This window comes from Peribacillus asahii, assembly GCF_004006295.1.
Taxonomy (GTDB): Bacteria; Bacillota; Bacilli; order Bacillales; family DSM-1321; genus Peribacillus; species Peribacillus asahii_A.
Genome location: NZ_CP026095.1, coordinates 2433111 through 2458440 on the forward strand (window position 1 = coordinate 2433111; position 25330 = coordinate 2458440).

Below are 25330 nucleotides of genomic sequence, written 5' to 3' on the forward strand. Positions count from 1 at the left end.
CACACCAACAAACCCAGAAAGGACGATTTTTTATGTGCAATCCAAAGATTACTAATGAAAATTATAACACTGAACAAACTTCTCTTCCACTGGCAATTCAAGAGGAAACTGTCGTTTCCAGAGAACGAAAGCTAACGCCAACATTTATTCCATACAACAACCAACAATCAACCATAATTTTTGATATACAAGAACTCATTCCGCCTCATCACGTGGCGCGTGTCATCGACCAAATGATTGAATCAATTGAAGATGTGGTTTTTTTCGAACAATATCGAGGTGGTGGCCGAAGTTCATATCATCCAAAAATGATGACAAAAGTGATCCTATATGCATACTCACAAAAGGTGTACTCCTGCCGTGAAATCGCCAAACTGGTAGAGGAAAATATTCCAATGATGTGGCTCACAGCATTACAAAAACCAGACTATCGAACAATTAATCGATTCCGTACAGAACAAATGGGAAAGCTTCTTCCGAAGCTATTTGAGGAAATGATTCATCAATTAATAGAACAAAAGCACATCACAATGGAGAACTACTTCCTGGATGGTACGAAAATCGAAGCGAATACAAATAAATACACATTTGTTTGGAAAAAGGCGACAACGAAATTTGAAGCCACGCTCCAAAAGAAAATCGATGAAGTATACCAAGAAATTCAAAGTATTACAGACAATGAAGGACAAGAACTGCATGTAAAGGACGAAATGTCTGAGCTAACAGCAGAGCAAAAATTAACGCAGATAGAAGAAGTTCTCGTGAAAAAAGTGACGGAAGAAACAACAGCGATTCAAGAAGAAACTGACGCCGTGATACGAAAAGAAAAACGTCGTGCACTCAGCCCGTTTAAGAAATTACTGAGATTAGTAAACGAAGACTTCCGCCCACGATTAGTGAAATATCAGCAACAAAACGCGTTATTTGGTAATCGAAATAGCTACTCAAAAACAGATACAGATGCGACATTTATGCGAATGAAAGAAGATCATATGAACAACGGTCAATTGAAGCCTGGGTACAACATTCAAATGGCTACAGAAAATCAATTTGTCCTATTCTATACAGTGCATCAACGTCTAACGGATACCCGTTGTTTTAAGCCGCACATCGAGGCATTGAAAAATACATCGTTACCTTTCCCAAAAAACGTCATCGCAGATGCCGGCTATGGTAGTGAAGAAAACTATATCTATTCATTGGACGAACAATTTGAATCCTTAATTCCATACAACACGTTTCTAACCGAACAAAAACGCAGCTATAAAAAAGACATTCGTCATGCGAGTAACTGGGCCTATGATGAGTACAAGGACGAGTATACTTGCCCAAACAACCGCAAGGTTTTATTCAAACGCTACTCGACACGAACGGATAAAAACGGATTTACACGCGACTTCAAAGTCTATGAATGTGAAGATTGTTCGGATTGTCCATTAAAATCCCAATGTCCGAAGGCCCAAGGGAATCGCCAAGTACAGTACAATCCAGTATATGAAGAATTAAAAGCGAAAGCAAAAGTGAGCCTTTGGTCTGAACCAAGTGCACAAATCTACGCGCGACGAAAAATCGAGGTAGAGAGTGTTTTTGGTCATATCAAGGGCAATCGGTCGTTCCGTCGCTTTTCGCTACGAAGCTTGGCGAAAGTCCAAACGGAGTTTGGCATCGTGGCCATGGCACACAATCTCCTGAAAGTGGCCGGCCTACACCAGCTACTTTCAGGAAAAAACAGGGGGAAACAAAAAACAAGTAGAGAAAAACAATTCGTTTTTCTCTACTTGTTTTATTTTAGGGACTTATTAGACAGCCCCATTGTTTATTTATGAGTGTTTGCCAATCTCTCGGCAAATACTCATACGAATATTTTTTAGCCATTCAAGATGTAAGAACAGAAAAGCCGAGAACAGCGAAAGTCACTGTGAAAGAAAAATGAAAGAAGACTTGTTAAGTCCGTTTTCATTTTGTGCGTACACGTAAATCAAGCAGGGCCGTTCACCTCGCTAACGCTTCTTTTATATAAAGGCAAGAATTTTATTGCCCGTTAATACATGACAAAAAATGTTCAGCACGATGTCTGAACATTTTTTGCTTGCCATGATTTTAAAAAATACTTAAATCCCATTCTTGTGCGATATGTTCCAATAACATCACGCCTGGCAAACTATTGCCATATTCATCAATGGCTGGCCCATATATGCCAATACCACATCCATCTTGAAACGGCAGTTCCCTTCTCAATCTTGGAGGGACAACTGCCATAATTCCTCCGGACACTCCACTTTTAGCTGGCAATCCGATGAAAGCAGCAAATCTGCCAGACGCATTGTACATTCCACAAGTAAGCATTAAGGCTTTAGTTAATCTAGCCACCTTTTTAGGTAGGATTTGTTCTTTACGAATAGGATGATATCCATCATGTGCCAGAATCAATCCTATCAAGGCTATATCCTCTGTATTAATTTCGATAGAACATTGTTTCAGGTAAACCTCTAGGGCTTCCTCTACATCCGATTCTAAAAAACCGGTCTCTTTTAAATAGTGAGCTAAGGCTCTATTGCGATGGGCTGTTTGCCATTCAGAGTGAAACACTTCCTCATTGATAGCTGGACGTTTCCCTATCATTTTTTCGATTAATGCGTAAAGAAATTCTAATTTAGTTTGTGCTGAATTTCCTGGCAAGAGTGAAGCTACCGTAATCGCTCCTGCATTAATCATAGGATTAAAAGGCTTTCCTGATTTATGCATCTCTAAACGAATAATTGAGTTGAAAGCATCTCCAGTCGGTTCCACATCAACCCGCTCTAACACATAAGAAATACCTCGACCTAAGCATGCAGCTATAAAGCTGATCACTTTTGATATACTTTGTAAGGTGAAAGGGACTTCCCAATCTCCTGACTTTATCATTGTTCCATCTGACCCCATTATGCTAATGCCTAATTGCGATGAATTTACTTTTCCTAAAGCAGGAATATAAGTGGCGTTTTGTCCTTTAGTAGCATAGGAGCGATAATGTATTACCCATTCATCTAAGTAAGCTTTCCTTTGACTATCAACCTGAACGTTATGCTCCTTTATCATTTAACCATATTCCTCCATCCCATTAATTTTATACAGTATAAATTTTTCTCTATGGGGAACAGACAATAAAATGCAAAAAACAAGGTCAAGACTATCCCCTTTTCTCATAGATTGATAAGTGATGATCAAAAGATGTAGCATATCCAAAATTTATAGATTTCTGCACCATAATCTAACAAATCATAGGCTATATTGCTCCAAAGGATAATTCAGCGTTAAAAATGCGGTCAACTCTTTACTTTTTTGTTTCCGTTCTTTACGCATTCTTGTCCGCTCTGGTGCGGTTTCATGTAATTTTCTCTCTTCTTCGGTTTCCGGAATAACTTGTGGAACACTTGTTGGGCGTTTATGCTGATCAAGTGCCACAAATGTTAAGAAGGCAGTCGCTGCAATTTTACACTCACCGCTTTTTAAGTCTTCAGCAATAATTTTTACAAACACTTCCATGGATGATGTACCTGTCCATGTTACATACGATTCAAAGCAGACGGAATCTGTTGGTCGAACAGGATGTAAAAAATCAACTGAATCTGTTGATGCAGTTACACATTCTCTTCGGCTATGACGAGCTGCAGAGGTTGATGCAACTTGGTCCAAATGACTCATTAGCCGACCACCAAATAACGTATTGTGATTATTTACATCGTTTGGGAATACACGGCTTGTTCGTATCACTCGTGATTCTTTGCAATATTTTGCTTTCATAAACATATCTCCCTAAAACATATCAATCTGTTAGCGTTATATTTATTCCATTCTGGAAATTAGCTCCAATCCTACATGCTCGTCAATAGGAATCCAACATTTTTATTTCTTTGGCTGTGTTAAATGTTAATGTTGAAAAATAGTAAAAATTTTAGGGAATGCCTTCAAATAATGGTATTCCCTATCCAATAATCTTATATGAGAACCTATACAAGCCTGGTTGTCTAAAGCACGTTATCCCTAAATAAAGTTTTTTCTATCCACTTTAAAAAAGCATTTCTTTCAACGCTCTTGATTTTACAGTCTAACATCATTACATACTCCAAAGATCATCATAATCAATGTCTTTTCCGGTAATATCCCGAAGAGCTTTTATAATTTTCCTGGCATTTTTCATTGTCGGTCCTTCTTCATATTTCGGCTGACACAGTCTGCTAATTGTATTGCGAGAAACTCCGCTTTTTGTGACTACAATCTGCTGCGTTAAATCGTGCTTATCTAAAAACTGCCCAAACTTCGATCGTCTTTTTTCTAATGAAAACCAAGCCATACATAAACCTCCTCAACTATCCTGCACCGTTAATTGAATAAGAAAATCAACACTAATCTTTAACAGGGCCATTTCTTTAAGGACTCTCTTTTGGTTTCTAAGTATGAAGCCAAGGCTCTTTCCTACTGAGAAATCGTTTCCAAAAACCTATTTTATTAAGCTTTAACCTTCTAATAATAATGATTCTAGATTTTCCAAAGCTTTTTTACGATAACCAGGAAACTGACGGCTTCTTTTTCAGCGTCAAACTCAAACATTATAATACTGCTCTTTGAACGGACAGTGATTAACCACATGAAGAATTCCATCCAATTAAAAGAGTATGTTTTAACCCTTTTTAATAGATTGGTAGAGTGATTTACATTTTATACCCATCCACGGAAACGTGAAGCTTCAGCCGTTTTTCTTATTCCAACCATATAGGCTGCTAAACGCATATCCACTTGATGGGCCTGTGAGGTTTGATAAATCGTTTCAAAAGAATCAACCATGACTTTTCGCAGTTTGTCAGCCACCTCTTCCTCTGACCAGTAATATCCTTGATTATTTTGAACCCATTCAAAGTAAGAAACAGTGACACCACCTGAACTTGCCAGTATATCTGGTACCAGGAGAACTCCTCTTTCATCTAAAGTTTTGGTAGCCTCAAGGGTTGTTGGTCCATTTGCCGCCTCCACTACAATCGATGCTTTAATACGATGGGCATTTTGTGCCGTAATTTGGTTTGAGATGGCAGCCGGTACTAAAATGTCACACTCCTTTTCGAGTAATTCTTGATTCGTGATGACATTAGTAAATAAATTGGTAACGGTTCCAAAACTATCGCGTCGCTCAAGTAAATAATCGATATCAAGCCCTTCCGGATCATAAAGAGCCCCATGCGCGTCCGAAATCCCAATCACTTTCGCCCCTGCATCATGCATGAATTTCGCCAGAAAGCTTCCCGCATTCCCAAAGCCTTGAACCACGATGCGTGCACCTTGTAAGTCCATGCCTTTTTTCTTTACCGCTTCTTCAATGCAAACCGTGACGCCGCGTGCTGTTGCTGTTTCACGGCCTTGTGAGCCCCCTAAAACAATCGGTTTGCCCGTAATAAATCCAGGAGAATCGAATTCTCGAAGACGGCTGTACTCATCCATCATCCACGCCATAATTTGAGAATTCGTATACACATCCGGTGCTGGAATATCTTTTGCGGGGCCGACAATTTGGCTGATGGCACGAACATACCCGCGGCTTAATCTCTCCAGCTCCCCAAACGACATGTTCCTAGGATCGCAAATAATACCACCTTTTCCTCCGCCGTAAGGAAGATTTGTTATGCCACACTTTAAACTCATCCAAATAGATAATGCTTTTACCTCTTCTTCATTTACTTCAGGATGGAAGCGGACTCCTCCTTTCGTAGGACCTACTGCATCGTTATGTTGAGAGCGATAGCCGGTAAACACTTTAATGGAACCGTTATCCATTCGAACTGGGATACGTACCGTGAGGATTCTAACTGGTTCTTTTAGTAACTCGTACATCTCATCGTTGTAGCCTAACTTCTGAACCGCCTCTTTTATAATGAGCTGAGTGGAATTTAATAAATTTAACGTTTCATTTTGCGTACTTTCTAGCTTTTGAACATGATCACTATTAACAGGTACTGTCACTGTCATTCTTTACACCTCTTATGTTATAAGTTGTTTTATATGAAAATATTTTGCGACTCCATTCTTTTCTGATTTTATCTAATGTTAGAGTAACCCTCTTCGGAAAATACCCCACCTCCTTAGAAGAACAGCTGGATAGTAAAGAAGATAGTATGAATCCTTAGCTACTTTATCTATTTTGCTCTAGTTAACTATCAACTAGAATTCCAAGTGTTAAACATTACAATACTAGGCAAGTGCATTCAAAAATATTTTAAAAACTACAAAACATAAAACTTGTTAAACGTCTTCATATTTGTTCCAATGAAAAGTTTGGTTTAATTTATAACAAGAACTACGGAATTTAACCAAAAACTACAAATAACTACAAAAAAAATTATAAGTTTAAAAAATGACTGTTATACATATCAATCGGTTCAGTTCTAGCGCAAAAACTTCAAGAAAATTCCAAGTAATCTCTAAATCCTGGACATACTGATACAGATGAAAAAGGGACAAACCCTTCAAGAGAAGAAGTCTGTCCCAAATCAATTTCATTTATCAACTATTTTTTCCAGTATAAAATGGATTCCACTAGAAAACTTTTTGCTCCTTTATCTGTCCTCTAAATATTTGCACCAGAACCGTTTTGTCCTTGCTACACTTCGCTTCTTCTTTCACCACTACAGATGGCCAAGTATATATTCAGTTACTGCTACACTTATATACCTTCATAACACTAAAGAGCCTTTCTAAATGAAAAGGCTCTTTACCTCACTGTTACATTTCTTATTAATCGTTCCTTACAAGTAGTGAACAGCACTCCACATGTCCAGATTATATGTGGCGACACATGGGATGTTGGTGAGTCTTTTGTGAGCTATAATTAATGCCGTTATAATGAATTGGTATATTTCATTACGATATTGAATTATCCATAAGAATAGCCAGAGAAGCGGAAATGCCTGAGCTTAAGAAATACATACAAAAGTTTACAAAAGACAGGTATAAAGGGCTACCAAAGTAGTCTCTTAAATTAGAAAAACCGACTGTGTTATTTAAAACAGTCGGTTTTGTTTTGGTGATTGATTATTTCAATAGCTTCTTTCGCCACTCAAGGCTTTGTTGCTCGATTCTTCTGCCATTTTTCTTACATCAGCCCCAGATGGATTCTGGAATACTCTAAGTCCAAACTCTGGTGCAACAGCAAATAGATGGTCGAAGATATCAGATTGCACAGATTCATACACTGCCCACTGTACGGAATTTGTAAATACATAAATTTCTAGAGGCAACCCGTATTCACTATGTGCTAGCTGTCTAACTATTAAGGGCATATCCTGATTGATTCCGTCGTGATTTTTGAGGTAATTGCTGATATATGCCCTAAAAACACCGATATTAGTAAGGGCCCTACCATTCACAGGATTGTTCCTATCTATTTCATTTTTGGTGTTGTACTCAGTAATTTCCCTTTCCTTTTGAATAATATAGTCTGAAAGGTAATGAACTTTTATAAATTTTTCAATCATTTCCTCGGTGCAAAACGTGATACTACTGGTATCTATGTACAAAGAGCGCTTGATTCGTCGGCCGCCTGAACCTTGCATTCCTCTCCAGTTTCTAAATGAATCGGAAATAAGGGCATAACTTGGTATCATCGTAATCGTTTTGTCCCCATTTTGAACCTGTACGGTATTTAAAGAAATATCAATAACGTCACCATCTGCTCCATACTTTGGCATTTCAATCCAGTCACCAACCCGAACCATATCATTGGACGTCAACTGAATTCCTGCCACTAGTCCTAATAACGAATCTTTAAATACTAACATCAAAACAGCCGAGAGAGCACCAATACCACTTAATAGAATAAGAGGACTCTTTCCCATTAGGTTCGAGATAACTAAGATGAACCCGAGAGTCATGATAATAATGTTAACCACCTGAATATATCCTTTAATAGGCTTAACCTTGGATATTTCAAAGGTTTGATAAATATCATTACATACATTTAGTAAGCTTCGTATAAACACTAACCCTACAATAATCGTATAGGCAATGGCCAATTTCTCGATAGTTGATTGATAGGTTGGAAAGGTTGAAGAAAACGAATAAATAATGACCGCAGGAACAATATGGGATAACTTTCGGAAAACTTCTCTTTCCAAAATGATTTGACCCCACTTGATTTTGGAGTTTGTAACGATACGAGTAATGAGCCTGATCACTATTTTCTTTGAAATAAAATTTGCTACGATACAGATAAGCCCTATAAGCAGAGTCTTGATTATAATCGAAAGATATTCTACTAATTTAGGATCTAGTTCCATATCCAGAAGTAGATTATTAATGAATTGCATCTGTTCTCCTCCGTTTTAATGTGCATCATAAGCAACTTTACGGGTAAAGTATCTAAACTGTCAATTCTTACTTTATCAATAACGAAAAAATGGTACCTTAGCCCCTGAGTTGTAACGCTTCAGTTTACTGAGTTCAGTCAAATAGAAGTGTTCTACGTTGCAGGAAACGTTAAAAGGCAACACCCCACAAAGGTTAGTTGCCTTCTTTTAAAATGAGTTGCGAGATACACTCAATGTGTGTCGAGTGTTGGTCACTATAATTAAACTACTACAGATAACGGATTCATAAATTGGTAATGAATTGTTACCTCACTATTGTCTTTCACTTCAATTACCTCGACTAAACGATGTAATAACTCTTCATTCAAATCCTCAAATGTCAGAATGCTCTTAACAACACTAAATAGCTTCTGCAATTGTTTACTATCCACCGTTTCTTCATTACAGTCGTTTTTCAAACTTAATATCCCTACATAATAAGTTGTTTGGAATTGCGTCATAACGTGTCATTGAATAGCCCGTATAGGTGTTCTATGTCTCTATTAAATGCTTTTTGCACTAGAGCCTCTGCTATCTCAGCAATGAAAATGTATCGCAGCCATTTGTATTGCTCTTTAACTCTCGAATTCCACTGAAAAAACACTCAATGGGGGCGAATGATAAATGGATCAATGATTTTATTAAATCTTATTTTTACTTACATCAGATTTTGACCAAACCGCCCACCCAAGTCCAATGTAGAAAAGACCCCAGACGACTGCAATATAATCCCCTGTGAACGGTATAAAAGACAGGATGACAAAAAGAATCATCAAAACCCCAGCCCAACTTGGCAACATCTTAGCTCGTAGTGTAACAAAACCTAATATAATATAACCCAAGCTTATACCAATCAGCATAACTAGTCGGATAGGCATAATAGGGCCTGGTAAGTCTTGCTCTAATATTTGTGGTTGCATCAAGGCAGTGTTAACAAAAAGGGAAATTAACACCATACTGCAGACAATTATATTCCCTAAAGAAGTGATAATAAATCCGATAAAGCCTAGTATACCGGTTTTCTCCGCTTGATAAAGGTAAATTCCGACTGTACCGAGGATTATAAAAATGGATCCTGTTACTCCGCCAATGAGAAGAGCAACTATATTATCCACTCCCCACGCTAACTCTATTGGGGTCATCAACGCCCTACATACCCCACCCAATACAGCACACAACCCCAGCCAACGAATTACATTAGATATCAACATGCTGTTTCACCCCCGGAGAAAATTTCCTTATAAGTTTATTCATCTAATGAAAGAATATTCAGAAAACTAAATTCATTCGGATTATATAACAATAACCTTCTATTTCTATAATTTAAATTATAGAAATAGAAGGTATTTTTCAGGTGTTTAAACAACTTCTTGTTTCTCCTAACTCAAGCAAATAATTTTCGTTTTCGACCCTCTGCAGAGTTTTATTCCCCTTTGTCTTATTGGTTCTAGTGCAAATATGACTTGTTAGACACATAGAATCTCGATATCCTTTTCATCTGTGAATGATAATGCTGCTCCAAATAATTTACGTATGAATTCAATCTCGCTTTGGACAGACTTCACCCCTTGTTGAAGTTGTCCTTTTTTCAGCATATGCATGTTGTTCCTTACTCGAAAAAGAAAAAAGTATTACTTATGCTCCGACAAATAACGCCGCTTGAGAAATTGCGATGAAAAATGCAACATTTTGAATTGGACTCTCTTCTTCTATTTGTAATGTCATCTGGAATTGTTCATCTATAAAATCAGCCTTCCATTTTGCAATTACTCGTTCTTCATAGACGAACTGTGACCATTCTTCCATTTCTTTATCGATTCTAATTTTATGGTTACCCTCGAGTATTGTCAGGGTTGGAATGCTAAGACGCCAATTTTCATATGTAATAATCACTTTCTTATTTGTAATTAAATTCGTTCCTTCAAACCACATTCTACCTTTTTGCACAATCTTTTTACAGCTGAATATTTTACTGCCATCGTTGTTTTTTACATCGTATTGTACAAAATAGCGATATTCAAAAACACGATCGACAAACTTTTTTAGGCCGTTACTATACTGACGTTGTACGTAACAAACTACTTCACCTGATTCATCGATTACAGCATGTTGATCGGTTGATTCAATTTGTTGCGGATGAGTATATTGATAAATTCTCATAAATTCTCCTTTTAATAGTAAATCCATTACAGCTTATTCACTAGCACTATATTAGTATAGGTGCAATTAAAGAATGAATAAAGCTACCATTTCTACATCCATTTAAGGTTCTGGTGCAAACGTGACTTGTATTTACAAATTAATTGCCATTGCGTCGAAGTTTTTGCACCTAAACCGGGATTTTTTTATAAACAATCAAACTGATGATGTTTTAAGCCGCACTATTTAAAATAGCAAAAATTGAAGTTTCTTTTTATGTGAAAAAATCAGAGGTGTCTTAAAAGATTGAACGTTAAGGTAATATATCTCTCTATTTTATAAATATTGGGTTGAATATGACATTAATATAGGGATAATGTCATAATTCCACCTTATTTGTAATGATATTTATCAAACTAAAAAGAAATGTAACGGAATCGTTCTGTAAAACGAGTATCAGCTCATGTTAGTGTAATACCAACGAGGCCACAGGAGGTAGCACCCATGAAAAACACTTACATGAAAACATTAGTTTTAACTTGTGTAGCTACATTTACATTTATAGGGCTACAAAATAGTACGGTCGAGGCTATTACCAAATATCAAGTTGTAAAAGGAGATAGCCATTGGAAACTTGGACAACAATATGGTATAACCATTGATGATAGAAAACAAGACCATAATCGTCATGACGATTGGATTTATACAAAAGAAATGTTGCAAATTCCGAATAAATTAAAAGTAGTATCCATACAATCATCAAAACCTGAAATAGAAAGGCCAAAAAAAGAACCAGAGAAACCGGCCATTTCAATTTCAAATAAAGAGAAAGACTTATTTGCCCGATTGGTAGAAGCTGAAGCAAAAGGTGAATCATATAAAGGAAAAGTAGCAGTTGCGACTGTTGTATTAAATCGAGTGGATTCTCCTGAATTTCCAAATAATATTACAGATGTTATTAATCAAGTAGTAGGCAATAGCTATGCTTTTTCACCTGTTCAAAATGGTGAAATTAGTAAACCCGCATCAGATGAGTCGAAACGAGCAGTGGATGAAGCATTAATGAGGAAAGATCGTTTAAATAATTCAATGTATTTTTATAACCCAGATATTGCAACCGATGATTGGATTCGTACTCGTAACGTCGTGAAGACAATTGGTAATCATGTATTTGCAAAATAAAATAATGAATAAAGAGCCGTCCACCGTTATATTTAGGTAATACATGATAAAGTCAATAAAATCATAGGCAGGAACATATTTGATATGTACAATATGTTCCTGCCTTTTTGTTATGGCTGTTTTAGAATAAAGTTTAATCAAATGGATACTAATAACTTCAATAAATGAACAAGAGGAAAGAGCGTGTTTTGAAAATTCATACTCTGATTCAATCTTATTCATTAGGATTTTAAATTCTTCATTTTTCATTCATGGTATCTATATCATTATTTTATATGCTAATCTATAATTATCACCAATAATTCCTAAATGATAAATATGATAGTTTTATTATTTTCATCTACCTACATCATCCTTTGGCTGATATTATTCCTGAATAGAAAGGAAAAGGGCCTACGCTATTACTATGCCATAAAGGAGTTGTTATCACCGTAATGGGCATCTTTCGTTCTATCTTTACTAACATATTATCTCTATTTGCTCAAGTATTTAAAATTCAACAACATTGGATATGGGAAGTCTTAAGTTTATTGATGAGTATTGTGGCTATCGGACTTTTGATATGGGGATTAATTGCCCTATTTTCACATAAGGAAGAAGCTATTACAAACAAATATAAACGAATCATATATAACGTTTCTTTTTATTCTTTAGTAGGATTACAAATTGGCTTTCTTTTATTTTTTATGGGCTTTATTGGGATAAGTATCTTGGTTATCGGACTTTTAATTTTGGGATTGGTTGCCCTATTTTCACATAAAGAAGAAACCATTATAAACAAATATAAACGCATATTGTATAGCGTTTCTTTTTATTCTTTAGTAGGGTTACAAATTGTCCTTCTCTTATTTTTTATAAGTCGGATTGGAATTACCATTTATATCGCAAGTTCCGATTCCAAACTAAAGGATTACACTTTTGATGCTCAAGCACTGCAATATGAATTAACGAATATTTTTATCTACGATCAAAAAGGAAATCCAGTATATAAAGTCGTTCATAATAGTACCAACAGAGATGTTGTGACGTTAGATGAAATGCCTACTCAACTACAACGTGCGTTTGTGGATGTTGAAGACAAACAATTCTATCAACACATCGGTGTATCCATTGAAGGATACATTCGTGCCTTTTTTTATGAAATGATTCGTCCATCACAAAAAATGCACGGAGGAAGTACCATTACACAACAATTGATTAAAAATGTGAACGGGGACATATACAATAGAAATGTCTTACACAAATTTCAAGAAGCCCTTTTATCCATCATTATCGAGAGCAAATATAGCAAAGAAGAAATTCTCGAAATGTATTTAAATCGGATTTATTTAGGAGAAGGCGTATATGGGGTAGGTACAGCTGCGAGACAATATTTTAATAAAAACGTTTATGATTTAACCTTAGTTGAAAGTGCGTATTTAGCTGGTTTACCAAAAGCACCTTCTACATATACAGAAGACTTAAAAGCAGGAAATCAACGTAAAAATATTGTCTTGCAAGCAATGAAAGAGAATGAAACCATCACAGAAAACCAATATCAAAAAGCGGTACAACAAACCGTTGTATTGAAACAAGCCAAGACCAAACAGACTTCTGCTTTAGATTCATATGTTGATTATGTATTAAAAGAAGCAAAAGAAGATTATGAACTGAGTGATAAAGATTTACAAAGTAACGGGTATCATATTTATACGTATTTAGATACTGAATTTCAACAGCATATGTACCAAACGGCTCAATCTTTTTCTTACAAAGACGATCGAGAATCCAAAGACAAAAAAGTGCAAGTAGGGATAGCTGCTGTCGATAACGACAATGGAAACATCATTGCTTTATATGGAGGACGGGATTTTGTCAGAGGATATTTAAATCGTTCGTATCAGTATTATCAACCAGGTTCTATTATTAAACCACTTGTTGTGTATGCACCTGCTTTGGAAACAGGAAAATGGAATGCACAATCCGCCGTCGTTGATGAAAAAACAAATTTTAACGGCTATTCTCCTAAAAATGCAGGAGAAAAATATGGAGGCAAAATCACACTAGAACAAGCCATAATTCGTTCAGCCAACATCCCTGCTGTTGCAGTATTTCAAGACATCGGCATAAAAACTGGTGTAAAAGTATTAGAAAAAATGAACATCGAGATACAAGGAAAAGACAAACAGTTACACTTGGCATTAGGCGGAATGGAAAAAGGGGTTACCCCTATTCAAATGGCACAATCGTATGCTGTCTTTCCTAACTACGGATACTTTAAACCAGCGAAAGCCATTAAGTTGATCAAAAATAAAAACGGAGAGTTCGTTCAAAAGAAGGAACAAGCCGAAATAAAAGGTATCGATGTTTTTACATCAGAAACCGCTTATCATATGACTGAAATGTTGCAAAAAGTCATAACCGAGCCAAATGGAACAGGAAAGAACGCTAAAATTGGTGTTCCTGTTGCAGGAAAAACAGGTACAACGGAAGAAGAAGGAACAAATGGAGGAATTCGAGATGCTTGGTTTGTTGGGTATACACCAAATGTGACGATGTCCGTCCATTTAGGGTTTGATCAACCAGGTAAGACCCTCTATCTAACGACTTCAGGTGGCGATAATCCAGCTACCTTATTTGCTCGTATTATGAAAGAATCACGTAAAAATACGGCTTCGGTTGCTTTTCAAAAACCACAAAGCGTGAAAGAAATAGAAGAAAGAACAGCAAAAGAAGCGGAAAATACAAGCCTTATACAAGATTCAAAAAAGAAATTATCTGAAATGAAATCTTCTATCGCTTCCTTTTTCGAACGTTTCGTTCAAAACATTAAAACAGAGTAACTAGATAAAAATAGCAGATCATACGTCTGCTGTCAGACTGTAGACAAACTCAATGAAAATCGAGTTTGCTTACAGTCTGACATTCCAATAGGAATCTATATACCTCTTTCAAAAAATGAAGTAAGGAATCTAATGCCTCATTGGTATGCGATACTTTAAACTTTTTCTGTAAGGCTTCCCCTTATCTAAAAATACTTGAACTTGACTTTCCCCTCTGGAAACATCCAGATCAACTACTGGATTCATTATTTATCTCTTCCTCTCTCAAATTACCTACCAGTAACCCCTAACCATTTGGAGGAAAACGGCGGAAACGATGTATTCGTAAACGGGAATAACTCGCTGATTGTGCAAAACCACTTGCATCAAAACATGCATAACGGGATCTTTGTATGAAGTATGATTAAAACTTTGGTTTCTTTTTGGTTATTTGACTGTACTACGTACGTGAAGCCAAATGGTTACTTTCTCGAATATCGTTCCTGTAATTATAAAGTGACTAGTTAATAAGAATAAACGAAATGTTCATCCCCCTTCACCCCACCTCTGCAATTTCTTCAATAGTGTAGTATGATGAACACCTAGTTCTTTTGCTGCTTTTCTAATAGAGTTATTTCTATTGATGGCTTCTTCTACAATCATTTTTTCATAGTTTTCAATTTGGTTTTTCAAGTTTTTAGGAAAAAGTTTGTATGCAGAATGAAAAATATGTCGAGGCAAGTGCTCGGGTTTGATGATCACCTCTGGAATCGAGACAATTAAGCTTTCCATGATGTTCTTTAATTCACGGATATTCCCTGGCCAATGGTAATCTTGCAAAACTTGTTTCGTCTTCGGTAGAAGTTCCTTTTCAATTCGGTATTGCTCTTTAAAATTATAGAAGAAGTGATCAATTAATACATCGATGTCTCCTAGTCTTTCCCTTAGTGGGGGAACTTCAATTTGAACGACAGCTATTCTATAAAATAAATCCTCTCGAAATTCTCCAGCATGCATTTTTTTCTCTAAATCTCGATTGGTAGCCGAAATAATACGTATATCAATTTTCTTTGATTTATTGCTCCCTATTCTCTGTACCTTTTTATCTTGTATCACTCGTAAAAGCTTAGCCTGAAGCGGTAATGGCATTTCACCAATCTCATCCAACAAGAATGTTCCACCATCTGCTAACTCCAACAAGCCCATTTTCCCTTCTTTCTTTGAACCAGTAAATGCTCCCCCTTCATATCCAAAAAGCTCAGATTCCAAAAGGGCTTCAGGGATGGCCGCACAATTGACTTTTATTAGCGGCTTTTTGTGACGGTCACTCATATGATGAATCAGATTAACAATCTCCTCCTTACCCGCTCCAGAAGGTCCCGTAATAAGAATACTTGTTGGAAAAGGAGCTACTTGTTCCACTTTTTGAACAATTTCCTTCATCTGTGGACTATTAAACAGAAATTGAGACTTCTGTTCTCCTACAAAATCGAATGTAAAACGATGGTTGTTAAGTTTAGAAATCGTTTCAACACGTTCTAAATCATTTTTTAATTGGTTTAAATAAGTTATATCACGAACGCTGGAAACAACCATTTCAATGTTTCCATCCTGATTAAAGACAGGTCTCCCTGTCACAATGACATCCTTTTTTCTACCTAATTTTTGCATTATTGAAAGAGTTTTTTTCTGTTCTAAAACCATTAATGATGCAGACTGATCAATATACCCTTCGTTTATTAAATCCCCCATGTACCTGCCTACAAGATCCTTTCGCTTAAAGCCAGATAATTTTTCATAAGCAGCATTAACATAGAGCGTGATTCCTTCTGGATTCACAATATAAATTCCATCAGGAACAAATTCAAGAACGGTTAATAATCTTTGTATAACGACGGAGGATGGATATTGAATTAAAAGGTTCATTTTCCTCACCTCTCCCTTTTGTGGTGAATTTTTTCTATCTAGCAAAGAAAATTGTAACCACTTTCCACATCTCCATATACATAATTTAACATATTAGTATGAAAATTTTCACCAATTTCGAACTATCGGAATGGGACAAGGCTTTAAGTAGACTTGGCATAGTTTTTGCATTATTACATGTAAGGAAAAGAGGAGGCCTAACAAAAGACTTTTTATTCATGGTCAATGAATTTTAAATGCTAAATGTTATTCATTTTAATCTATAGGGGGAATCTCAATGGCAAATATTATTCAACCAACTCCAAAACTTTATGTATTGGATACAGGAACAATGAAAATGAACAAAAATTATATGATAGCCATGCACAATCCAGCAAGTATTGATACTCCAAATCCACCTGCTGAGTTTGTAGAATTTCCAGTTTATGCAGTATTAATTGATCATCCAGAAGGGAAAATTCTATTTGACACTGGCTGTAACCCAGAAGGTATGGAAAAAAATGGACGATGGCCTGAAGGAGTTCAAAAGCTCTTCCCTTCCTTTCAAGATGAGTCATGCTATCTGATTAATCGTTTAGAGCAATTAAATACGCGTCCTGAAGATATTAAATATGTGGTTGCTTCCCACCTTCATCTTGATCATGCTGGTTGCTCAGAATTATTTACAAACGCTACCATTATCGTTCATGATACGGAGCTCTCTAATACAATGAAGCAGTATGCGATGACAAAAGACATGGGTGCCTATATATGGGCGGATGTGAATGCCTGGATAAATAATGGGCTAAAGTGGAAGACAGTTATGCCGCATGAAGATGAATTAGAGCTTGCAAAAGGTGTAAAAATATTAAACTTCGGACCTGGACATGCCTGGGGACTACTTGGATTACATGTTCAATTACCTGGTGCAGGCGGAATTATTTTAGCCTCCGATGCGGTATACACATCTGAAAGCTACGGTCCACCAGTTAAAATGCCAGGAATTATCTATGATTCTCTTGGATATTTAAACGCAGTAGAAAAAATTAGAAAATATGCAGAACGAACAAAGTCCCAAGTCTGGTTTGGTCATGATTCTGAGCAGTTTAGGAAGTTTATTAAATCAACGGACGGGTTTTATGAATAATACGAAGTAAAGATTCAACTAGTCTCATGTCATGCTATCGACTATGTTTCATGAGACTACTTTTCTAGATTTCATTTTTGGCGTAAGGAAATGGAGGTACTATCGACTTGATTAATGTAGATACATTATATTTTGGTTCATTTATTAATGGTCATGAGAGAAAGAAAGATGGCAGAAAGGATTTAACGGTATGTAACCCCTATAACAATGAAGTCATTGGAAGAATATCATGCGCAACAGCGGATGATGTAAAAGATGCTGTCGATACCGCACATCGTGTTTTTCAGGATACGATGAAAAAAATGCCCGCATATGAACGCTCTGAAATTTTACGAAAAACGGCGGATCTATTAGAAAGTAAAGCTGAAGCATTTGCCGAATTACTTTCCTTAGAAGCTGGTAAACCAATTCGTGAAAGCAGAGGCGAAGTAGCACGGGCCGTCCAAGTTTTGCGCTTTGCATCTGAAGGAGCCAAGTCTATTTATGGAGAACAGATTCCTATATGCTGGGCAGGCATGTGTTTCGGCACAACGAATCTACGTGCAAGAAAATGTATATGAACAGTTTATAGATAAACTCGTTGCAAAAGTAAAAGCACTAAAAACAGGAAATCCACTGGATGAATCGACAGATATGGGACCCATGATTACAGAAGAAGCAGCCAAACGAGCTGAATTATGGATTAAAGAAGCTGCTGCACAAGGCGCTACAGTATTAACCGGCGGCAATCGTCATAGAGCTATGCTTGAGCCAACCGTCATAGTTGATGTGACACACGAAATGAAAGTTGTTTGTTTAGAAGTCTTTGCACCCATCGTGACTGTAATGCGATTTTCGAAAGAAGAAGAAGTCATTGAACATGCAAATGATACTGATTTAGGATTACATGCAGGTGTCTTTACTTCGGATATAAACAGAGCACTACGGGTAGCAGATGCAATTGAAACAGGCGGTGTTTGGGTCAACGAAGTTTCAGTTCGCCGCTATGACCATATTCCTTATGGCGGTGTGAAAAATAGCGGCATTGGTAAAGAAGGCGTTAAATATGCGATTGAGGATATGACAGATACAAAGTTTTTAGGGATTAAACTATTGTAAGTACTCATATTCTGACTGATTAACTTTAATGAATTCTATTTGAGGGGTTGATGATATGAAAGTACGCTCTGCTGTATTACGTGAATTAGGAGTGGCCACACCTTATGCAAAGAGCCGTCCCATTAAGATTGAAACGCTAGAGCTAGATTCCCCAAAGCATGAAGAGGTTTTAGTTCAGATTAAGGCAGCTAGTCTCTGTCACTCCGATTTATCTGTCATAAATGGAAGCAGACCTAGACCGCTGCCTATGGCATTAGGACATGAAGCTTCAGGTATTGTAGTAGAAGTCGGAGATGGTGTCACAGATTTAGAGTCAGGTGATCATGTTGTTTGTGTATTTGTTCCTAGCTGCGGGCACTGTATCCCATGTAAAGAAGGACGTCCTGCGCTATGTGAACCTGGTGCAGCATCGAATACCGAAGGAACATTAATTAGCGGAGGAATACGATTGCATACAGATGCAGAAGATGTCAATCATCATGTCGGTGTATCCGCCTTTTCAGAATATTCAGTTGTATCAAGGAATTCGTTAATAAAAGTAGAAAAAGATATCCCTTTTGAAAAGCTTGCCCTTTTCGGCTGTGCAGTTATTACTGGAGTCGGTGCAGTTGTTAATACAGCTAATATCAAATTGGGAAGTACAGTCGCAATTGTCGGGCTTGGAGGCATTGGATTAAGTGCCCTTCTTGGCGCAGCAGCTGCAGGTGCCAGCAGAGTTATTGCAGTAGACATTAATGAAACTAAATTAAAGCAAGCAAGAGAGTTAGGAGCAACAGATACATTCAACTCAAAAGATCCTGACATAGTAAAGCTTATTCGAGAAGCAACCGGCGGAGGACTTGATTATGTATTTGAAACTGCTGGTGTTGTCCCTGCAATGGAAGTTGCCTACCGAATAACAAAACGAGGTGGAACTACTGTTACAACAGGACTTCCACATCCAGAACATCATTTTTCATTCCCTTATGTCAGCTTAACAGCGGAAGAAAGAACTTTAAAAGGTTCCTACGTTGGTAGTTGTGTTCCAGATAGAGATATCCCTAACTTTATCAATCTATTTAAACAAAATCGTTTGCCAGTTGATAAATTAGTGACAGATTTTATTTCGTTGGATGAAATTAATGAAGGATTTGATAAGTTAGCAAAGGGTGATTCCTCAAGGATTATTATTAGGTTTTAGGTTGTAATATTATTAATGATAAATTTTCGGAGGTGTTCCTATTAATGAGTCCACCTCCTTATCAATATTAAACTGGACTATGTGGTTCAATCGGTTCTGGTGCAAAAATTTCAAAATATCTGCAGGTAATCTCCCAAACTTGGACATACTGATACTAGTACTCTAAAAAAGGATGTGGTCAGTATGGAAAAGCAAAATCTATTCAAGTGGAAACATTATATTTTATTAACCGTGAGATGGTACCTGCGGTACAACCTCAGTTTTCGTGATTTAGTCGAAATGATGGAAGAACGCGGACTATCTATTGCTCATACACCCCATTAGGAATCTATATATCTTTCAAATAAATGCAGTCTTTGCACCAGAACAAAATGGAGTAATAAGAAAGGGAAAGAGTAAAATTTCACTCTTTCCCTCAACAATTATGCTGTTTGTTTTGTTTCACTTTCTTTAGCATTGCTTTGATTTTTAAAATAACCTGCTGCAAGTATCATGACTGTTACGATAGCTAGAATTGCATACGACATAACCCCATGTGGAATATCAACCAGACTATTTAAACTTTTATCTTTTAAAATCATCTCTCCTGCTGTCCAAGAAAGAATCCCGGCACCCGCATATGCAATCCAGGAGTATTTTTCCATAGCTTTAACAATAAATTTTGAGCCAAAAATCATGATAGGAATACTAATAATTACACCAAGAGCGATCATCCCGATATGACCATGAGCAGCCCCTGCTACAGCGACTACGTTATCCAAGCTCATAACAGCATCTGCAATAATAATTGTTTGAATGGCTTTGGATAGACTATTATGTGACTTAATATCTGTATCCTCTTCACCTTCAACCAATACCTTGTACGCAATCCAGAGAAGAAGGGCACCACCGATAAGATTTACGTATGGGATTTGCAGTAGGTATACAATAATTGCTGCGAATCCAATTCGCAAAATAACAGCTCCTGCTGTTCCCCAGAAAATGGCTTTATTTTGTAATTCTTTGGGCAGATTTCTTGTTGCCATCGCAATTACTACTGCATTATCCCCTGAAAGGATGATATCAATTAGTATAATTTTAAGTAATGCGATTAGCGCTCCCGATGAAACAGCAACAGCAAGTGTTAGAAATAAGTTTTCCATGTTTGTTCATTTCTCCTTTTTATTAAGCAGGTATTATACCTGTAAACCATATAATGATATTTAAAGTTTATTTTGAACCGGTAGTCCATCTCACCCCCCAGTTAAAAGCTCTATCCATCTCTGTATGTCCATTGAAGTATTCCACAACTTTTTTAACACTCATTGTCTGACCGTTTGCACTTTTCAAAAGGGCAATGGTACACATCCCTCTTCCATTTTGGTGTGCGTCTAGTTGTACCACAATATCTGGTCCATTTTGTTGGTCTAACGTCATCATTGATACGAAGATTCTTTTCACTTACGGATGTACCAACTAGTACGATCATCAAAGTCTAAGTGAATGTAAGGCTCTTGCTGTAAATCCCCAAAAGAATTACCTAACGTCTAAACAATTCCCTTCTAGCAATTTTCTAATTCAAATAAACACCCTAAATCATAATACACCAAATTTTTAGAGACGAATACAGAATCAAAAAGCCTCCTTCATTTGACTGACTCGCTTTTTGATTCTAGTTTAGAAAGTATCTCACCTAAAGGTTGGCTTGTTTTATTTAAATTGATTTTATCACCAGACTTCTTTAACTCAATCTTTGAAAGATTAATTGACGAAGGCGGGGGAGGGGTTAAAGTTATTCACTCACCTACCTTTTTCATTTGATAGGAAATTTCTATATAGCATTCTGACTTAGCCTAATCAAAAGAATTGAACTAATTGTACTTCATGATATCGATTTTATTCAATAGTAAAGTGCAACTAATTCTTAAAATCAATTAATTCTTCTTTCACTAACGCTACCCGTTAGTCTAAGTACATTCGGTATAAAATGTATTTTAGGTACGTCCTAACGATACTTTTAGCAAGGCTACACTCACCGTACTTATTCCGCTTACTTCATAGAATCATTTTGTTGATAATAGACCAATTCTATTAATTATTATTGAAATTGATGTAAAACCACACTAAATAAAATAAATATACTAATGACCATAAACCTACATATAGCTTCGTGTTAAAAGAACCTTTGTTTTTCCTGCCTTCTATCCTCTTTATTTCCTAAAATTGTGAAAACTAAAAGGGATAGAGATCAGTTGAGGAAACGAAATTTTCAAATGGGAATTTAAAACGAACCTTAAAGGTATACAAAAAGAGCACTCCTATTCTTGCTTGCTCAAGGAAAAAAGTATGTATAACCAAAACATGATAAGTATGACTCTTGGTATAAATAAAAATGGTGTTTAATTGGTTACTAAGAAAAGCATCGGTTGTCTCAATCGTTGCACATAAGCTTCCAAGTGCTGCCATAAATGCGTAATAGACATTTTCTACATCGAGGGTTTTATTGTTAAAGGTGAGATTCGGGCATGTACATGCATCCTCTATATTATTCAAGTACTTCTGTTGTGTAAGTTACATACCATCAGGTTGCTTTTCTCTTTTTTTAACTCTTCAAGGGCTATAGGATAAGCCCGATTCTTATAGACTGTAATAACTCGAAGCTTAGAGACACGAAAAGACCGCAAAGCTTTCTTGAAGAAGCACTTTGCAGCCCTTTTGTCCCTTGTTTTACTGAGATAGAAATCAATTGTGTTTCCTTTGGAATCCACTGTACGATATTGTCTTGAAGTTTTTGCACGAGAACCAATTTTTCTATCTCTCTCATTTATAAAAAATGTATACTCTACATTACAAAATTATTAAATGAATTTAATCGTTTCTTTCTTCCAACAATAGCTTGTTGCTGATACTGTGTTGGTGTCGTGCCTTCATATTTTCTGAAAACCCTCGCAAAATAATTTGAATCAGAAAACCCACATTTCTCACTGATTTCTGCAACTGTTTCCCTGGTATGAACAAGATAATGTTTTGCTTTTTCCAAACGACGACTCGTTACATATTGTGTAATAGTAAAACCCGTTTCCTGTTTAAACAAACGACTAAGGTATTGTGAATTAAGATGGACTAGCTTAGATAACTTCTCTAAATTTAACTCGATATGAAGATTAAGCTCGATATAATCTTTGACTTTTACAATATCGTAATGCCCATTGGACTTCTCTAAATGCGTGGGAATGAGGTTCGTATCAAGCATTGGTATAAACTTCGTTAAAGCTCGTTGAATATCTTCTGAATGAGCTGGTTTTAATAAAAAATCATCCGCTCCCAATTTAATAGTACGATAGGCAAAATCAAATTCATCATAAGCTGTAAGGAAAATTATTCGACAATTAGAAACTTCCTTTTTAATAATCTCCGCTGCCATTAGACCATCCATTATAGGCATTTTGATATCCATAATCACGAGATCCATCTGTTCTTCCTTGGCTAATTTTACAGCATCAACACCATTTTCCGCCTCAAAAAATTGATTTACTTTAAAGTTATGTTTCTTAATCATCAATGTTAACACTTCCCGTTCTAACGGTTCATCATCCACAATCATTAATTTCAAGCCAAATCACCTACAACTTTCGGGATTGTAATCTGAACTTTGGTCCCTGCCCCTTTCCTACTTTCAATGGCTGTAATTCCATAACCTTCTCCAAAATAATGTTGAATTCGTTTATGTACGTTTTTTATACCAATTCCCGTAGTATGACCATTACTTTTAGTTTTTTCATCTGAAAGTATGGATGATAATTTTTCTTGTGAAATACCTACACCGTTATCAGAAATTTCAATTACCACGTTATCATTCATAGAAAAACAACATAGTTTAATAGCCACTTTACCTTGTGATTCAAACCCATGTAGAATAGCATTATTTCCGTTATTAAACTACATTTTATAATAAAGGGTCTCTTTCCTTTAGGGATAGGACCCTCTCTTGGGTTCTGGTGCAAACATGACTTGTTAAAAACATAGAATCTCAATGTCCTTTTCCGCTATGAATGATGATGCTCCCCAAATAATTGCAATTGTCTTGAAGTTTTTACACCAGAACTAGAGCGATGATTCATAAAACACCTCATTACAATTTCTTTTATTAACGCAATACAGATATCTCCCATAGAAAAAGATTCTCAAGATTTCTCGCTTCTCAATCATATTCTTCGCTAGTTAATTCCCATCTCTTAAACAATCGCTTAACACTATTACAGAACTTAAAAAAGCTTAGTTAATAAATCAAATAATTAGGACTCCTTAATGTAAAGTGAAACGCTAGTTTTAGTTCTCTGCTGCTACCTCTACTAACATCTGCGTATAGGGATGGCGCTTTTTTGAAAATAAATCTTCTAATAAAAATAAATCAACGAGCCCCCCTTTTTTTAACAAGGCAATTCGTTCACATATATATCGAACAGCAGCCATATCACGCGAAATAAAACAAGCAGGACATATTAAACTCTTCTTTTAATTCCTTTAGCAGGTTTAGGATTTGTGCTTGAATGGATACATCTAGACTGGAGATAAGTTCGTCGCATATAAACAAGCTTGATGCCCTTCACCTCGTATCTATTTTCCTCTTTTCTTATACGCTAATGGTGTCATGTTCATAGACTTTCGGAATTTATCAATGAAATAGCTTGTACTATTAAACCCTACTTGATAGGCGACTTCAGTAACATTGGATTCTGCTTGTTGCAGTAAACTTAAGCTTTTTTGAATTCGATAATCCATTACGTAATTTAATGGTGTTGTCTTTAAAACTCGTTTGAAATATCGGCAGCATTCAGAGCGGCTCAATTGACCAGCCCTTGCAATATCGTCTAACATAATTTTTTCAGCATAATGTAGATGGATCCAATTTAACATTTGCTTCATTCGATCATTCTTTAACATTTCCGTCTGATTGTATTCTAATTGAAATCCATTAATAATTAAGTTTTGCCAAATTAACGTTAACTGTACCGTGATGTCGATTTCATAATATGGTGATTTTTGCTGAATCCATTGATTGATATTTACAATAGCCTCTAAAATATTTTTCCCCCACCCCTCATTTGCATCTACATATAAGTAGGGTAAATTAGTCGCTTGAATATAGGGATATACATAGGTTGTATAGAGTTCTTGAGGTAAAACAAAATGAGGAGAAACATTTAAACAAATATAGACACAGCCTGATTGGTTGTTTTCTTTCGCCATGTGTAAGCAGCCGCTATTTATAAATAGACCGTTACCTTCTCGAACGACTAGTTTTTCTTCATTTATTTGAAAGGTTGCTTCTCCTTTTACAATCAAGACAAATTGAATTTCCTTATGCCAATGAAGTGGTATATAGCCGTGTATATTTTGGGCAATCGTTGTTTCGTAGCATGCAATCGGTAATGCGACTGTACGATGTTTGGTTAGCTCTTTTAAGCTTTGATCAACCTTAAAATTTTTCATTTGCAAACTTATCACCTCAATATATTTATAT

Annotated in this window: 22 protein-coding genes and 3 pseudogenes; 8 read left to right on the top strand and 17 right to left on the bottom strand. The window is 36.3% G+C overall.

The window, feature by feature from the left end:
• Positions 1-32 precede the first annotated feature (32 nt).
• Positions 33-1826: an IS1182 family transposase gene (locus BAOM_RS11730; RefSeq protein ID WP_164853203.1), complete on the top strand. Its 1794-nt coding sequence runs from the start codon at positions 33-35 to the stop codon at positions 1824-1826.
• Positions 1827-2100: 274 nt separating this feature from the next.
• Here BAOM_RS11730 and BAOM_RS11735 read toward each other — a convergent pair whose 3' ends face one another.
• From BAOM_RS11735 to BAOM_RS11770, 9 genes are all read right to left on the bottom strand, one after another.
• Complete coding sequence (locus tag BAOM_RS11735; protein ID WP_127760430.1) at positions 2101-3081, bottom strand: glutaminase; 981 nt, start codon at positions 3079-3081, stop codon at positions 2101-2103.
• A gap of 180 nt (positions 3082-3261) precedes the next feature.
• A complete protein-coding gene (locus BAOM_RS11740; RefSeq protein WP_127760431.1) occupies positions 3262-3786 on the bottom strand; it encodes an acyl-CoA thioesterase in 525 nt (174 codons plus the stop codon).
• Between the two features lie 313 nt (positions 3787-4099).
• Positions 4100-4336, bottom strand: a complete 237-nt coding sequence (locus BAOM_RS11745) for a helix-turn-helix domain-containing protein (RefSeq protein WP_127760432.1) — start codon at positions 4334-4336, stop codon at positions 4100-4102.
• Positions 4337-4701: 365 nt separating this feature from the next.
• Positions 4702-6000, bottom strand: a complete 1299-nt coding sequence (locus tag BAOM_RS11750) for a Glu/Leu/Phe/Val family dehydrogenase (RefSeq protein WP_127760433.1) — start codon at positions 5998-6000, stop codon at positions 4702-4704.
• A 1067-nt stretch (positions 6001-7067) separates the two neighbouring features.
• Entirely contained in the window at positions 7068-8336 is a 1269-nt protein-coding gene (locus BAOM_RS11755; protein WP_127760434.1) for a mechanosensitive ion channel family protein, read from the bottom strand.
• Between the two features lie 260 nt (positions 8337-8596).
• On the bottom strand, positions 8597-8794 hold the full coding sequence (locus BAOM_RS11760; protein ID WP_127760435.1) for a DUF4368 domain-containing protein: 198 nt from the start codon (positions 8792-8794) through the stop codon (positions 8597-8599).
• A gap of 222 nt (positions 8795-9016) precedes the next feature.
• The gene (locus tag BAOM_RS11765) at positions 9017-9520 is read right to left on the bottom strand and encodes a hypothetical protein (protein WP_127760436.1); all 504 of its coding nucleotides are present in this window, start codon (positions 9518-9520) and stop codon (positions 9017-9019) included.
• Between the two features lie 321 nt (positions 9521-9841).
• On the bottom strand, positions 9842-9970 hold the full coding sequence (locus BAOM_RS25035; RefSeq protein WP_257467723.1) for a hypothetical protein: 129 nt from the start codon (positions 9968-9970) through the stop codon (positions 9842-9844).
• A 40-nt stretch (positions 9971-10010) separates the two neighbouring features.
• Positions 10011-10535, bottom strand: a complete 525-nt coding sequence (locus tag BAOM_RS11770; RefSeq protein ID WP_127760437.1) for a tubby C-terminal domain-like protein — start codon at positions 10533-10535, stop codon at positions 10011-10013.
• A 483-nt stretch (positions 10536-11018) separates the two neighbouring features.
• Between BAOM_RS11770 and BAOM_RS11775 the strand changes: the two genes are divergently transcribed.
• Together BAOM_RS11775 and BAOM_RS11780 are read left to right on the top strand one after the other, a co-directional pair.
• Positions 11019-11696 (top strand): cell wall hydrolase, encoded by a 678-nt coding sequence (locus tag BAOM_RS11775; RefSeq protein WP_127760438.1) that lies wholly within the window; start codon positions 11019-11021, stop codon positions 11694-11696.
• Positions 11697-12130: 434 nt separating this feature from the next.
• Positions 12131-14518: a transglycosylase domain-containing protein gene (locus tag BAOM_RS11780; RefSeq protein ID WP_127760439.1), complete on the top strand. Its 2388-nt coding sequence runs from the start codon at positions 12131-12133 to the stop codon at positions 14516-14518.
• A 100-nt stretch (positions 14519-14618) separates the two neighbouring features.
• On the opposite strand, the pseudogene BAOM_RS25510 reads toward BAOM_RS11780, so the two are convergent.
• Positions 14619-14764 (bottom strand): annotated as a pseudogene (locus tag BAOM_RS25510) (IS110 family transposase); the annotation flags it as partial.
• Positions 14765-15043: 279 nt separating this feature from the next.
• Positions 15044-16423, bottom strand: a complete 1380-nt coding sequence (locus tag BAOM_RS11785) for a sigma-54 interaction domain-containing protein (RefSeq protein ID WP_127760440.1) — start codon at positions 16421-16423, stop codon at positions 15044-15046.
• A gap of 277 nt (positions 16424-16700) precedes the next feature.
• Here BAOM_RS11785 and ahlS point away from each other — a divergent pair, with 277 nt between their 5' ends.
• From ahlS to BAOM_RS11805, 5 genes and pseudogenes are all read left to right on the top strand, one after another.
• Positions 16701-17549 carry an AhlS family quorum-quenching N-acyl homoserine lactonase gene (gene ahlS / locus BAOM_RS11790; RefSeq protein WP_127760441.1) on the top strand — a complete coding sequence of 283 codons (849 nt, stop codon included), beginning with the start codon at positions 16701-16703 and terminating at the stop codon, positions 17547-17549.
• A gap of 107 nt (positions 17550-17656) precedes the next feature.
• Positions 17657-18109 (top strand): aldehyde dehydrogenase family protein, encoded by a 453-nt coding sequence (locus BAOM_RS25365; protein ID WP_306821249.1) that lies wholly within the window; start codon positions 17657-17659, stop codon positions 18107-18109.
• Positions 18033-18647 carry an aldehyde dehydrogenase family protein gene (locus BAOM_RS25370; RefSeq protein ID WP_306821250.1) on the top strand — a complete coding sequence of 205 codons (615 nt, stop codon included), beginning with the start codon at positions 18033-18035 and terminating at the stop codon, positions 18645-18647. Before BAOM_RS25365 ends, BAOM_RS25370 begins: the two co-directional genes overlap by 77 nt.
• 55 nt (positions 18648-18702) lie before the next feature.
• Positions 18703-19827 (top strand): zinc-dependent alcohol dehydrogenase family protein, encoded by a 1125-nt coding sequence (locus BAOM_RS11800; protein ID WP_127760442.1) that lies wholly within the window; start codon positions 18703-18705, stop codon positions 19825-19827.
• Between the two features lie 183 nt (positions 19828-20010).
• Positions 20011-20142, top strand: a pseudogene (locus BAOM_RS11805) (IS6 family transposase); the annotation flags it as partial.
• Between the two features lie 107 nt (positions 20143-20249).
• Here BAOM_RS11805 and BAOM_RS11810 read toward each other — a convergent pair.
• The 6 genes and pseudogenes from BAOM_RS11810 to BAOM_RS11840 all read right to left on the bottom strand — a co-directional run bounded on the left by BAOM_RS11810 (position 20250) and on the right by BAOM_RS11840 (position 25305).
• Positions 20250-20969, bottom strand: coding sequence for a TerC family protein (locus BAOM_RS11810; protein ID WP_127760443.1), 720 nt, complete (start codon positions 20967-20969; stop codon positions 20250-20252).
• A 67-nt stretch (positions 20970-21036) separates the two neighbouring features.
• The gene (locus BAOM_RS11815) at positions 21037-21267 is read right to left on the bottom strand and encodes a hypothetical protein (protein ID WP_127760444.1); all 231 of its coding nucleotides are present in this window, start codon (positions 21265-21267) and stop codon (positions 21037-21039) included.
• A 1113-nt stretch (positions 21268-22380) separates the two neighbouring features.
• A pseudogene (locus BAOM_RS11825) lies at positions 22381-22583 on the bottom strand (DDE-type integrase/transposase/recombinase); the annotation flags it as partial.
• Positions 22584-22648: 65 nt separating this feature from the next.
• The gene (locus BAOM_RS11830) at positions 22649-23410 is read right to left on the bottom strand and encodes a response regulator transcription factor (RefSeq protein ID WP_252283526.1); all 762 of its coding nucleotides are present in this window, start codon (positions 23408-23410) and stop codon (positions 22649-22651) included.
• A 5-nt stretch (positions 23411-23415) separates the two neighbouring features.
• The gene (locus BAOM_RS11835) at positions 23416-23724 is read right to left on the bottom strand and encodes a sensor histidine kinase (protein WP_127760446.1); all 309 of its coding nucleotides are present in this window, start codon (positions 23722-23724) and stop codon (positions 23416-23418) included.
• A gap of 699 nt (positions 23725-24423) precedes the next feature.
• Positions 24424-25305 carry an AraC family transcriptional regulator gene (locus BAOM_RS11840; RefSeq protein WP_127760447.1) on the bottom strand — a complete coding sequence of 294 codons (882 nt, stop codon included), beginning with the start codon at positions 25303-25305 and terminating at the stop codon, positions 24424-24426.
• Positions 25306-25330: the final 25 nt, after the last annotated feature.